Genomic DNA, 12,620 nt, shown 5'->3' on the forward strand with positions numbered 1-12,620 from the left:
CCTCACCGAGGTGGCTGCTCTAGGTTGACCCGGTGAAGACGATCCGCACCGCGGTGGCCGCCGCCGCGCTGGTCGCCGCCCTCGCCGGGTGCGGCAGCCCGGTGGCCGGGACGCCTGCCCCACAGCCCGCCCCGCCGGCGACGCCGGTCCGGACGACACCGCCGCCCAGCCCGGCCGCCGACCGGCAGGCGGTCGAGACCGTGTTCCGCGACTACTACCGCGCGCTGCAGGACCGCGACTTCGCCAAGGCGTGCAGCTACAACGCGCCGGAGACCACCAGCCGACTGCTGGCGGACCTGCACACCCGCGGTGTCGACGCCGGCACGTGCGAGGAAGGCATGACCGCGGTCTACGCGATCCCCGAGAACGCGAAGATCGTGGAGCAGGTCGCGAAGAACGCCACGATCGACAGCGTCCGGGTGACCGGTGACGAAGCCGTCATCAAGTGGACGTCGAAGGTGAACGGCAAGACCGGGCCGGGCACCACGCACCTGCGCCGCGTCGACGGCCGGTGGATGCTGTCCGGCGGCGGCACCGGCCCGTCCCCGGGCTCCGGAACATGAGTGAGCTCGAGCCGTTCTACCTCCCCCTCGACGGCCCGGAAGGCCACCGCTTCCACGCCACGGCCTCCACGACCGGGCCGTGGTTCGCCGACGCCCAGCACGTCGGGCCGCCGTCCGCGCTCCTGACCCGGGCTCTGGAGCGGCTCGACGGCGGCGCCGGCACCCAGCTCGCCCGCGTGACCGTGGAGGTGCTCGGGCCGGTGCCGGCCGGCGAGGTGCACGTCACCGCGGCGGTGGAGCGACCGGGCCGGGCGATCCAGCTGATGACGGCGGAGATGAGCGCGGGTGGCCGGCCGGTGCTGCGTGCCCGAGCATGGCGGCTCGCCGCCGGCGACACGACGGCGGCCGCCGTCGGCGCCGCCGACCCGCTGCCGCCGCCCACGCAGGCCACCCCGCAGACCACGTGGGCCGAGGGATGGCTCCCGGGCTTCATCGACGCCGTCGAGTGGCGGTGGCTGGCCGGCGGGCCACCCGGGACGGGCCCTGGCGTGGCGTGGGTTCGCCTGCGGGTGCCGCTGGTGGAAGGCGAGAAGCCCAGCCCCGCGCAGCGGCTCATGGTCGCAGCCGACTGTGCCAACGGCATCGGGGCGCCACTGGACCTGCGGGAATGGCTCTTCGTCAACACCGATCTCACCGTCCACCTGCACCGCCCGCCCGTGGGCGAGTGGATCGGGGTCAGCGCCACCACGGTGATCGGGCCGACCGGGGGCGGCACGGTCTCGGCGCTGCTGCACGACGAGGACGGGCAGACCGGGCGCAGCGCCCAGGCGCTGATCGTGCGGCCGCGGGGGTAGACGCCCTCGGTGGTCGGCGGCTCAGCGTCGTCGCCTGTACGTCCAGGCTCGGCCTCCACCGGCCCTTCCGTGGCGCCACGCATCGCCAAGGCCGACCCCACCAGGCCTCTGGTTGCGCCACACATCGCTCAGGCCACCTCTCACCAGGCCTTCGGTGGCGCCGCGCATCGTGCGGGGCCGCCCCTCACGCCTCAAGGGCGCTGCGCGTCGCTGCCGCGATCGCTTCGCGACCCTTGACCCGCGAGCCTCTACGGCCCCTGGAAGGCCCGCTTCGCGGGCAGGCGGTGGGCCTGCCCCTTCGGCGCGCGGCGCCACCGAAGTCGGTCTCACCACCATGATCGAGGATTCCCTCCCACAGAAACGGGCAAAACGGCCGACGAAGTCGGTCACACACCGACTTCGGTGCTCACACACCGACTGCAATCGGTGTGTCAGCGCAGAAGTCGGTGTGCGAGCGCAGGAAGATGCCCGACACCGGCCTCCTGGCGGCGCCGCGCACCAAGAGGGCAGGCCCTTGGGCCTGCCCGCACTGCTTGCCCTCAGGGGCCGCAGAGGCTCGCAGGTCAAGGGCCGCGCAGCGATCGCGCAGCGACGCCGCAGGCGCCCTTGAGCTGTGAGGGGCGGCCCCGCACAATGCGCGGCGCCGCCAGGAGGGCCTGGGGAAGCAAGACCTGGAGCCAGGAGGCCTTGCGGCCGAAGCAGAGGTGCCCGGAACGGCGCGCCCGAGGAACCTAGCTCGGGTACGGCTGGATCATCGCGCCGTCGACCGCGCGGCAGGAGCGGATCTCCGAGGTGAGGATCGCGCGCACACCGAGCTCGGCGAGGTCGTCCATCACCCTGTTGGCCACCGTGCGGCGCACCATCGACCGCACCGCGGACCAGCCGGGCTCGGTGAGCGGGGAGACGGTGGGCGCCTGCATGCCGGGCGTGATCCGCTTGGCCTGCTCGAGCACGTGGTCGGGGCAGTCGTAGTCGAGCATCAGGTACTGGCGGGCGTAGACGACGCCCTGGATGCGGCCGGTGAACACGACCTTGGCCGCCTTGATCTCGGCGGTCTCGGGGCGGTCGGGGCGCGGCTCGCGCTCGATCAGGGTGGCCTGCGACACGGCGATCGCGTCGTCGAAGGCGACGAGGCCGTGCTGGCGCAGCGTGCGACCGGAGGACACGACGTCGGCGATCGCGTCGGCGAGCCCGAGCTGCACGGAGATCTCGACGGCGCCGTCGAGCTTGATGATGTCGGCGCGGACGCGGTTGCGCGCCAGGTGCGCGCGGACCAGGCGCGGGTAGGACGTGGCGATCTTCTTGCCCTCGAGGTGCTTGATCGTCCACTCCTCACCGTTGTCGGTGAGCGGAGGCGCGGCGAAGCGGAACTTGGAGGCCCCGAAGCCCAGCTGGATGACGGTCTTGACCTGGCTGCCGGACTCCTCCATGAGGTCGGCGCCCGTGATGCCCAGGTGCAGGTCGCCGGAGCCGACGTAGGTGGCGATGTCCTTGGGGCGCAGATAGAAGAACTCGACCTCGTTCTCCTCGTCCAACATGCTCAGGTCGCGCGAGTCCGAGCGCTGCCGGTACCCCGCTTCCCGCATCATGGTCGCGGCGGGCTCGGCCAGCGTCCCCTTGTTCGGGAGTGCGACGCGGAGCATGGGACTCTCCTCAAGAGCTACGTGCAGTGCCGTTCAAGATGCACAGTGGTTCAAAGGTACTTGTAGACGTCCTCGAGCGTGATCTTGCGCCCGATCATGAGGACCTGGATCCGGTAGAGCAGCTGGGAGATCTCCTCGGCCAAGGCGTCGTCGGCCTCGTGTTCGGCCGCGAGCCAGACCTCCCCGGCCTCCTCGAGCAGCTTCTTGCCCTGCTCGTGGACCCCGGCGTCGAGCGCGGCGACCGTGCCGGAGCCCGCCGGCCTCGTGGCGGCGCGCTCTGTGAGCTCGGCGTACAGCCCGTCGAAGGTCTTCACGTTCGGTTCTCCTCTCCTGGTCAGTGTCATATCTGGTCGAGGGCGACGCGAACGGGACCCGACCTCGTGCTGCGCCCGGTCAGCGCGATGCGCCGGACGGTCTCAAGCCTCGCATCACGGGCTCCGTGTCCGGCGAGCGGACCCTGCCCGCGGACGAGCGGTCACGCCACGCGCTCGCCCTGTGCCTGTGCGTAGCTGACCTTGAGGTCGTCCGAGGTCAGCCCGAGGAGCGAGCCCCGGTGGACGCGCCGTGGGCCGGTCGGCACCGCCACGTCGCACGGCACGACGAGCACGGCGCAGCCGGCCCGCTCCGCCGCGGTGGCGCCCGTCGGGGAGTCCTCGACCGCCAGGCAGGACCGGGCCGCGACCCCGAGCAGCTCGGCCGCCCGCAGGTACGGGTCGGGGTCCGGTTTGCCGTGCGGGACCTCGTCGCCGCAGACGGTGACGGTGAAGTGCTCGCGCCCGATGCTGTCGAGGGCCTTCTCGGTGAGCGTGCGCAGGGTGTTGGTGACCAGCGCCGTCGGCCAGCCCGCCGCGCGGACCATGCGCAGCGCGTCGAGGGCCCCCGGCCGCCACTCGAGCCCGGCCGCGAACAGCTCCCCGGTGCGGTCGGTCAGGTACCGCGCGGCCTGCGCGATCGGTTCCGGGTCCCGGTCCAGGCCGAGGTCATCGAACATCAGCGCGAGCGAGCGGGCCATGTTCGAGCCCACCATCGCCTCGCGCGCCTCGGTGGAGAGCTCCCCACCGAGCCACTGCGCGGTGTCCGCCAGGGAGATCGTCCAGACTTTCTCCGAGTCGACCAGCGTGCCGTCCATGTCCCACAGAACAGCCGCGGGACCAGAGCCACTAGCCAGCATTGAAGTACTTCGCCTCCGGGTGGTGGGCCACGAGCGCGTCGGTCGACTGCTCGGGATGCAGCTGCAGCTCATCGGACAGCTGCACACCGATCCGGCCGGGTTCGAGCAGCTCCACGATCTTCGTGCGGTCGTCGAGGTTCGGGCAGGCGCCGTAGCCGAGCGAGTACCGCGCGCCCCGGTAGCCGAGCTTGAAGAACTCCTCGACGTCGTCCGGGTCCTCCGCCGCGACCGCCCCGCCTTCCGGCAACACCAGCTCCTCGCGGATGCGCCGGTGCCAGTACTCGGCGAGCGCCTCGGTGAGCTGCACGCCGAGGCCGTGCACCTCGAGGTAGTCGCGGTAGGCGTCCTTGGCGAAGAGCTCGTTGGCGAAGTCGGCGATCGGCTGTCCCATCGTGACCAGGTGCAGCGGGAGCACGTCGACCTGGCTCTCGGCTGTCGCCCGGTCGCGGGGGCGCCAGAAGTCGGCCAGGCACAGGTGCCGGTCGCGGCGCTGGCGCGGGAACGTGAACCGGAACCGCTCGTCGGCGTCCGGCTTCGGCTCGCCGAGCACGACGAGCGAGTCGCCCTCGGCGACCGCGGGGAAGTACCCGTAGACGACGGCGGCGTGGGCGAGGATGCCCTCGGTGGACAGCCGCTCCAGCCAGTACCGCAGCCGCGGCCTGCCCTCCGTCTCCACCAGCTCCTCGTAGCTCGGCCCGGTGCCGGCCTTCGCGCCGCGCAGCCCCCACTGGCCCAGGAACAGCGCGCGCTCGTCGACCATGCCGGAGTACTCGGCCACCGCGATGCCCTTGACCACGCGGGTGCCCCAGAACGGCGGGGTGGGGATCGGGTTGTCCAGGGCGACGTCCGAGCGGGCCGGCAGGGGCCCGGCCGCCTCCGCCTCGGCGGCCTTCCGCTTGGCGGCGATCCGCTGCGAGCGCTCGTGGCGCGCCTTGCGCTCGGCCTGCCTCGCCTCCTCCTCCGGGTCGACGGCCGGGGCGAGGCCGCGGGCGCGGGCCATCGTGGCGTCCATCAGCCGCAGGCCCTCGAACGCGTCGCGGGCGTAGGAGACGCGGCCCTCGTAGACCTCCGAGAGGTCGTTCTCCACGTAGGAGCGGGTGAGCGCGGCACCGCCGAGCAGCACGGGGAGCTTCTTCGCCACCCCGCGCGCGTTCATCTCCTGCAGGTTCTCCTTCATCACCACCGTGGACTTGACCAGAAGGCCGGACATGCCGACGGCGTGCGCCCGGTGCTCCTCGGCGGCGGAGAGGATCGTGGAGATCGGCTGCTTGATGCCGAGGTTGACGACGGTGTAGCCGTTGTTGGTGAGGATGATGTCCACGAGGTTCTTGCCGATGTCGTGGACGTCGCCCTTGACGGTGGCGAGCACGATGGTGCCCTTGCCGTCGGAGTCGGTCTTCTCCATGTGCGGCTCGAGGTGGGCCACCGCGGCCTTCATCACCTCGGCGGAGGCGAGCACGAACGGCAGCTGCATCTGCCCGGAGCCGAAGAGCTCGCCGACGGTCTTCATCCCCGACAGCAGGGTGTCGTTGATGATCTCCAGGGCGGGCCGGGACTCCAGCGCCTCGTCCAGGTCGGCTTCCAGCCCGTTCCGCTCGCCGTCGACGATCCGGCGCTCCAGCCGCTCGAACAGGGGCAGGCCGGCCAGCTCCTCGGCGCGCCCGGCCTTTGACGAGCTCGCGGTGACGCCTTCGAACAGCTCCATGAACCTGTTCAGCGGGTCGTAGCCCGGGCGGCGGCGGTCGTACACGAGGTCGAGGGCCACCGAGCGCTGCTCGTCGGGGATCTTCGACATCGGAAGGATCTTGGCCGCGGAGACGATCGCGGTGTCCAGGCCCGCGTTCACCGCCTCGTGCAGGAACACCGAGTTCAGCACCTGCCGGGCGGCCGCGTTCAGCCCGAAGGAGATGTTGGAGACGCCGAGGGTGGTCTGCACGTCAGGGTGGCGGCGCTTGAGCTCGCGGATGGCCTCGATGGTCTCCAGGCCGTCGCGGCGCACCTCCTCCTGCCCGGTGGTGATCGGGAAGGTGAGCGTGTCGACGACGATGTCCTCGACGTGCATGCCGTGGTTCCCGGTGAGGTCGCGGATGAGCCGCTCGGCCACCCGCACCTTCCAGTCCGCGGTGCGGGCCTGGCCCTCCTCGTCGATGCAGAGCGCCACCACCGCGCAGCCGTGCTCGCGGACCAGCTCCATCGCCCGCTGGAACCGCGACCCGGGCCCGTCCCCGTCCTCGTAGTTGACGGAGTTGATGATGCAGCGCCCGCCGAGCCGCTCCAGCCCGGCGCGCAGCACCTCCGGCTCGGTGGAGTCCAGCATGATCGGCAGGGTGGACGCGGTGGCCAGCCGGCCGGCCAGCTCGCTCATGTCCGCCACGCCGTCGCGGCCCACGTAGTCGACGCAGAGGTCGAGCATGTGGGCGCCCTCGCGGGTTTGGTCGCGGGCGATGGCGACGCAGTCGTCCCACGCCTCGGCGAGCATCGCCTCCCGGAACTTCTTGGAGCCGTTGGCGTTGGTGCGCTCGCCGACCATCAGCACGGAGGTGTCCTGCCGGAACGGCACGGCGGCGTAGAGGGAGGAGACGCCCGGCTCCGGGCGCGGCGTGCGCTTCGCGGGCCGGAGATCGCGGAGCGCGGCGGCGACGGTGCTGATGTGCTCGGGCGTGGTGCCGCAGCAGCCACCCACCAGGCTCAGCCCGTAGTCGCGGACGAAGGTGGCGAGCGCCTCGGCGAGCTCGTCGGGCGTGAGCGGGTACTCCGCGCCCTTCGGGCCGAGCTGCGGCAGGCCTGCGTTGGGCATCACCGACAGCGGGATCCGGGCGTGCTTGGAGAGGGTGCGAAGGTGCTCGCTCATCTCGGCGGGCCCGGTGGCGCAGTTCAGGCCGATGAGATCGACGCCGAGGGGCTCGATCGCCGCGAGGGCGGCCCCGATCTCGCTGCCCAGCAGCATGGTGCCGGTGGTCTCCACCGTGACCTGCGTGATGAGCGGGATGCGCCTGCCCTCGGCGGACATGGCCCGTTGCATCCCGTGGACGGCCGCCTTCACCTGCAGCAGGTCCTGGCAGGTCTCCACGATGAACGCGTCGGCGCCGCCGGCCAGCAGCCCGCGGCCGCACTCGGTGTAGGCGTCGCGGAGCCGGGCGAACGCCTCGTGGCCGAGCGTGGGCAGCTTGGTGCCCGGGCCGACCGAGCCGAGGACGAACCGGGGCCGGTCGGGGGTGGACAGGTCGTCGGCGACCTCCCGCGCCAGCCGCGCACCCTTCTCCGCCAGCTCGCGGATCCGGTCGGCGATGTCGTACTCGGCCAGGTTGGGCAGGTTGGCCCCGAACGTGTTGGTCTCGACGGCGTCGGCGCCCGCCTCGAAGTACGCCCGGTGGATGTGGCGCACCACGTCCGGGCGGGTGTCGTTCAGGATCTCGTTGCAGCCTTCGAGGCCGTCGAAGTCGTCCAGTACCAGGTCGGCCGCCTGCAGCATCGTGCCCATGGCCCCGTCGGCGAGCACCACGCGCTCGGCGAGAGTGTCGAGGAACGTCGAGTCGAGATCGGACCGCACGAGCCCACGGTAGCCGCCCCGGGGGTATCTACCGGTCGGGGCGGGGCGAGGGCCGTAGGCTGGACCGATGACCGATCGCGATCCGCGAACCGGAGCGTCGGGCGACCTGCCGCGTCTGGTCGAGCCGGTGATGATCGCCGCCTTCGAGGGGTGGAACGACGCAGGGGAGGCCGCCAGCACCGCGCTGGAGCACCTCGAGCTGAGCTGGGACGCCACACCGCTGGCGTCGATCGACCCCGAGGAGTACTACGACTTCCAGGTCACGCGCCCGCACGTACGACTGGCCGACGGGGTCACCCGCAAGATCGAGTGGCAGACCACCCGCCTCTCGGTTGCCAAGCTGCCGGGTACCGAGAGGCACGTCGTGCTCGTCAACGGCATCGAGCCGAACCTGCGCTGGCGCAGCTTCTGCCGCGAGCTCCTCGACTACGTGGAGAAGCTCGGCGTGACGAAGGTCATCACGCTCGGTGCTCTGCTCACCGACACGCCGCACACCCGGCCCACGCCGGTGAGCGGCATCTCCTACGACAAGTCGTCGGCGGGCGAGCTGCGGGTGGAGCCGTCGAGCTACCAGGGGCCCACCGGGATCGTCGGCGTCTTCCAGAACGCGTGCGTCGAGGCCGGGATCCCGGCGGTGTCGTTCTGGGCGTCCGTGCCGCACTACGTCTCGCAAGCCCGCGTCCCCAAGGCCGCCGTCGCGCTGTTGCACCGCGTGGAGGAGGTCCTCGACGTCGAGGTGCCGCTCGGCGGGCTGCCGGAGCAGGCCGAGGAGTGGGAGCGCACGGTCTCGGAGATGGCAGAGGCCGACGACGAGGTGCGCGAGTACGTGCGCCAGCTCGAGGAGCAGGCGGAGGCCGACGCCGACGCGCTGCCGGAGGCCGACGGCGACGCGATCGCCGCCGACTTCGAGCGGTACCTGCGCCGCCGGGGCACGGGGGGCTCGGGCAACTGAGGGCCGCCCTCGCACGGGCGGGGCTCTACGCCGGGGCGTTCCTCGGGCCGTTCGGGGCCGGCGTCACCGTCGCGATGCTGCCCGAGCTCGGGGCCTCCTACGGCGTGTCGGCCGGAACGGCGTCGCTGTCGGTCACGGCCTACTTCCTGCCGTTCGCGGCCGTCATGTTCTTCTCGGGTGCGCTCGGCGAGCGTTGGGGGCGGCGGCGCACGGTCGTCCTCGGCTACGCCGGCTACGTGGTGGCGTCGCTGGCGTGCGTCCTCGCCCCGACGTTCCCGCTGTTCCTCGCGGCGAGGGCGCTGCAAGGTGTGGCGAACGCGTTCACCACACCGCTGCTGCTGTCCGCGCTCGGAGCGGCGGCGCCGCGGAACCGGCTGGGCCGCGCGCTCGGCTGGTTCGGGTCGCTGCAGGCGGCGGGGCAGACGTCCGCCCCGTTGCTCGGTGGGGTTGCCGCCGAAGCGGACTGGCGGTTCGCGTTCGGCGGGGTCGCGGTGGTGGCCGCCGCGCTCGCCCTGGTCGGCATCCCCCCGGACGAGGACTCCGACGGGATGCGACGGGAACCGCTCGCCACCGCGCTGCGCGCGGCGTTGCGGCCCGAGGTCCTGCGCATCGGGGCGGCCGCCGCGCTGGGCTGGGGGTGCCTGACCGGGCTGAGCTTCATGGTCGCCTTGCGGCTGGAGGAGGGGTTCGAGGTCGGGGCGGGGACGCGCGGGCTGGTGCTCACCGCCGCCGGAGTCGCCGGGCTGTTCACGGCCCGGCTCGTCGGCGGCAGCGTGGACCGCATCGGGCGGCGACGAAGCGTGCTCATCGGCGCGGCGTGCGGGGCCATCGTCATCGTGGGAGTCGGGACGCTGCCCACGCTCTGGATGATCGCGCTCGCGTGGGCGGTCGGCGGGGTCGCCACCCAGCTCCTGCTCGTCGGCGTCAACGCGCTCGTACTGGGCTCGGAGCACAACCGCGGAGGGGCGGTGTCGGTGGTGCAGTCGCTGCGCTTCGGCGGGGGTGCGCTGAGCCCGGTGGCGTTCACCCCGCTCTACCACGCAGCACCCCTCGCCGGGTTCCTCGTACCGGCGGCACTGCTCGCGCTCGCGGTGCCGGCCGTACTGCCGCGAGAACGCGAGGGCTGAGGGTCACCCGGCCGACGGCACCCCGACGGCGAGCACGGCGGTGTCGTCGTCCAGCCGGTCCCCCGCCTCGACCAGCAGCGCGCGCACGGCCTCCACGACGACGGAGGCGGCGGCGGGCGCGAGCGTGCCGGCGAACTCGCGCAGCGCGGCCTCCTCGTAGCGGTCGCGGGTGCTGTCGATGCGCATCTCCGTGAGGCCGTCCGTGTACAGCAGCAGGGTGTCGCCCGGCCCGAGGTCGACCGTCGCGGCGACGAACTGCGGGTCGGGCAGCATCCCGACCAGCTGCCCGCCGGGGGTGTCCAGGTAGTCGGCCGTGCCGTTCGCGCGCAGCAGCAGCGCGGGGGGATGACCGCCGCTGGCGAGCTCGACGCGGTACCCCGACCCGCCAGGGGTGAGGCGCCCGGCGACCACCGTGCAGAAACGCGCGTCGACGTCGTCGTGCTCCTGCTTGATCACCGTGTCGAGGGTTCGCAGGACGGCGGCCGGGTCCGAGTCGTGCACGGCGGTGGCGCGCACCGTGTACCGGGCCAGCGACGTCAGCGCCGCCGCGCCCGCCCCCTTCCCGCAGACGTCCCCGAGCACGATCCCCCAGCGCTCGCCGGGCAGGGGGAACAGGTCGTAGAAGTCGCCGCTGACCTCGTCGGGCGACGCCGCGTGGTAGTGGGCCGCGATCTCCAGCCCCGCCACCGCCGGGAGGACCGGCGGCAGCAGGCTGCGCTGCAGCGCGGTGGCCAGCCGGCGCACCTCGTCCCGCTCCCGGTCGGCCTCCTGGCGGGCCCGCAGCAGCTCCTGCTCGTAGGCGCGCCGGTCACGGGCGTCGAACACCGCGGCGCGGACCTGCCTCGGCTGTCCGTCCGCATCGACGCCGAGCGTGCACGTGACCAGCACGGGCAGCCGCCCACCGGCCGCGGTACGCAGCTCGAGCGCGATCCCGCCGACCGCGCCCTGCATCCGCAGCAGCGGGTACAGGTGGGTCTCGCAGTAGATCCGGCCGCCCACCGTGAGCAGGTCGGCGAAGCGCAGTGCACCCACGACCTGCTCGCGGTCGTAGCCGAGCCACTGCAGCAGCGTCGTGTTGATCCGGGTGACCAACCCGTCCGGGGAGGTCGACAGGTAGCCGCAGGGCGCGTGCTCGTACAGCTCCTCGACGGTCTCCTCGGGGACCGCGGGCCAGGAGGCCGGGCCGGTCAACGCAGCTCGGCGACGAACTCGGCGATCACCGCGCCGGTGGCCTCGGGCGCGCTGAGCTGCGGGCAGTGCCCGGTGGCGTCCAGCGTGACCAGCCGGCTGCCGCCCACGGCGGCGTGCACGTAGGCGCCCACCTCCGGCGGGGCGATCGCATCCTGTCTGCACTCCACGACCAGCGTCGGTACGTCGACGGCGGCGAGGTCGGCGCGGTTGTCCGACAGGAACGTGGCCCTTGCGAAGACGCGCGCGATGGCCGGATCCGTGCGACAGAAGCTGTTCGTCAGCTCCTCCCCCAGCTCCGGACGGTCGGGGTTGCCCATGATGACCGGCGCCATCGCGGCCGACCAGCCCAGGTAGTTGCTCTCGAGGGAGTCGAGCAGCTCCTCGATGTCGGCCGCCCTGAACCCGCCCCGGTAGTCCCCGTCGTCGATGTACCGGGGCGACGGGGTCAGCAGCACCAGCCCGGCGAAGCGCTCACGATCCCGGTTCGCGGCGAGCACGGCGATCATCGCGCTCACCGAGTGCCCGACGAGCACGACGTCGTGCAGGTCCAGCTCGGCGCAGATCTCCAGCACGTCCTCGGCGTAGCCGTCGAGGGCGGCGTAGCGCTCCTCGCTCCACGCGGACAGGTCCGACCGGCCCGCTCCGACGTGGTCGAACAGCACGACCCGGAAGTCACGGGCGAGCCGCGGCACGACGAGGCGCCACATGTTCTGGTCGCACCCGAACCCGTGGGCCAGCAGAACGGTGCGCCCCGCCGGAGGGCCGGTGACGACGACGTTGTTCCTGCTCCGCACGTCCACCGGCGCATCCTGCCACCGGCGCTTCGGACCCGCCGCCCCGAGCGGTCACTCCCCGAGGACCGAGAGGAGGGCGCGGGCGTAGGCCCGTTCGGCGTCCAGGTCGACGTGGCGCTCCTCGTCGCCGCCCCGCCCCTCGACCACGACGGCGAAGCCGTCACCGATGGGTTCCAGGCGCCGGAACCGGGGCCCGAGCGCCTCGCGGAGCCGGCCCTCGTGCGGCAGCCAGACCACCGCCTCCTGCGGAACGCTGTCCAGCGCCCACTCGGTGGTGCCGTTGAAGCGGATCAACGGGCCGGTGGGCGCCTGGTGGACGTCGATGGTCAGCTCGCTCACCACGAACACCTCGGCGTCCATCTCCCGGCCGGGGATCACGAAGCGGTCCCCGGACTCTGGCTTCCAGGCCAGCCCGGCCGCGCGCAGGCGCAGCGCCAGCTCGACAGAGATCATGTCGTCTGCACGGCGTGGCGCCGCAGGTCGCCGAGGTCCACCCAGTCCAGGGTGCGGGCGTGCGTGGCCTCCAGCACCACCGGTGGCGCGACCCCGGCGGCGAGCGCCTCGACCCAGCGGTCGGCGCACAGGCACCACCTGTCCCCGGGCTGCAGGCCGGCGAAGCCGTACTCGGGCCGCGGGGTGGACAGGTCGTTGCCGCGGCCGACGCTGAACTCCAGGAACTCGGCGGTGACCTGCGCGCAGACCGTGTGCACCCCCGCGTCCTCGGCGCCGGTGTCGCAACAGCCGGTGCGGTAGAAGCCGGTCATCGGGTCGGTGCCGCAGGTCTGCAGCTCGCCGCCAAGGACGTTGCGCGCCATGTGCCCCACCCAACCAGAAC

General features: G+C 72.7%; 12 protein-coding genes. 4 read left to right on the forward strand and 8 right to left on the reverse strand.

Annotated features, from left to right (window positions below):
- Positions 1–32 precede the first annotated feature (32 nt).
- Both FB388_RS14670 and FB388_RS14675 read left to right on the forward strand, forming a co-directional pair.
- The gene (locus FB388_RS14670) at positions 33–563 is read left to right on the forward strand and encodes a nuclear transport factor 2 family protein (RefSeq protein WP_142101274.1); all 531 of its coding nucleotides are present in this window, start codon (positions 33–35) and stop codon (positions 561–563) included.
- Positions 560–1,357 carry a thioesterase family protein gene (locus tag FB388_RS14675; RefSeq protein ID WP_142101276.1) on the forward strand — a complete coding sequence of 266 codons (798 nt, stop codon included), beginning with the start codon at positions 560–562 and terminating at the stop codon, positions 1,355–1,357. Before FB388_RS14670 ends, FB388_RS14675 begins: the two co-directional genes overlap by 4 nt.
- Positions 1,358–2,088: 731 nt before the next feature.
- On the opposite strand, the gene hisG is transcribed toward FB388_RS14675, so the two are convergent.
- The 4 genes from hisG to metH form a co-directional block, all read right to left on the reverse strand.
- Positions 2,089–3,000 carry an ATP phosphoribosyltransferase gene (gene hisG / locus FB388_RS14680; RefSeq protein WP_142101278.1) on the reverse strand — a complete coding sequence of 304 codons (912 nt, stop codon included), beginning with the start codon at positions 2,998–3,000 and terminating at the stop codon, positions 2,089–2,091.
- 50 nt (positions 3,001–3,050) lie between these two features.
- Entirely contained in the window at positions 3,051–3,314 is a 264-nt protein-coding gene (locus FB388_RS14685) for a phosphoribosyl-ATP diphosphatase (RefSeq protein WP_211361918.1), read from the reverse strand.
- A gap of 161 nt (positions 3,315–3,475) precedes the next feature.
- Complete coding sequence (locus FB388_RS14690) at positions 3,476–4,129, reverse strand: HAD family hydrolase (protein ID WP_246121930.1); 654 nt, start codon at positions 4,127–4,129, stop codon at positions 3,476–3,478.
- Between the two features lie 31 nt (positions 4,130–4,160).
- Entirely contained in the window at positions 4,161–7,721 is a 3,561-nt protein-coding gene (metH, locus tag FB388_RS14695) for a methionine synthase (protein WP_142101284.1), read from the reverse strand.
- A 67-nt stretch (positions 7,722–7,788) separates the two neighbouring features.
- Between metH and FB388_RS14700 the strand changes: the two genes are divergently transcribed.
- Both FB388_RS14700 and FB388_RS14705 read left to right on the forward strand, forming a co-directional pair.
- Complete coding sequence (locus tag FB388_RS14700; protein WP_142101286.1) at positions 7,789–8,673, forward strand: PAC2 family protein; 885 nt, start codon at positions 7,789–7,791, stop codon at positions 8,671–8,673.
- A 74-nt stretch (positions 8,674–8,747) separates the two neighbouring features.
- Complete coding sequence (locus FB388_RS14705) at positions 8,748–9,800, forward strand: MFS transporter (RefSeq protein ID WP_246121932.1); 1,053 nt, start codon at positions 8,748–8,750, stop codon at positions 9,798–9,800.
- Between the two features lie 3 nt (positions 9,801–9,803).
- Here FB388_RS14705 and FB388_RS14710 read toward each other — a convergent pair whose 3' ends face one another.
- Genes FB388_RS14710 through FB388_RS14725 form a run of 4 tightly spaced genes read right to left on the reverse strand, consistent with a single transcriptional unit; the run spans position 9,804 to position 12,600 of the window.
- Positions 9,804–10,991 carry a PP2C family protein-serine/threonine phosphatase gene (locus FB388_RS14710; protein WP_142101289.1) on the reverse strand — a complete coding sequence of 396 codons (1,188 nt, stop codon included), beginning with the start codon at positions 10,989–10,991 and terminating at the stop codon, positions 9,804–9,806.
- Positions 10,988–11,791 carry an alpha/beta fold hydrolase gene (locus tag FB388_RS14715; protein ID WP_142101291.1) on the reverse strand — a complete coding sequence of 268 codons (804 nt, stop codon included), beginning with the start codon at positions 11,789–11,791 and terminating at the stop codon, positions 10,988–10,990. Before FB388_RS14715 ends, FB388_RS14710 begins: the two co-directional genes overlap by 4 nt.
- Before the next feature lie 45 nt (positions 11,792–11,836).
- On the reverse strand, positions 11,837–12,238 hold the full coding sequence (locus FB388_RS14720; RefSeq protein ID WP_142101293.1) for a pilus assembly protein CpaE: 402 nt from the start codon (positions 12,236–12,238) through the stop codon (positions 11,837–11,839).
- Positions 12,235–12,600 (reverse strand): DUF2237 family protein, encoded by a 366-nt coding sequence (locus tag FB388_RS14725; RefSeq protein WP_142101295.1) that lies wholly within the window; start codon positions 12,598–12,600, stop codon positions 12,235–12,237. Before FB388_RS14725 ends, FB388_RS14720 begins: the two co-directional genes overlap by 4 nt.
- Between the last annotated feature and the right edge of the window lie 20 nt (positions 12,601–12,620).

It is taken from the genome of Pseudonocardia cypriaca, assembly GCF_006717045.1.
GTDB lineage: Bacteria > Actinomycetota > Actinomycetes > Mycobacteriales > Pseudonocardiaceae > Pseudonocardia > Pseudonocardia cypriaca.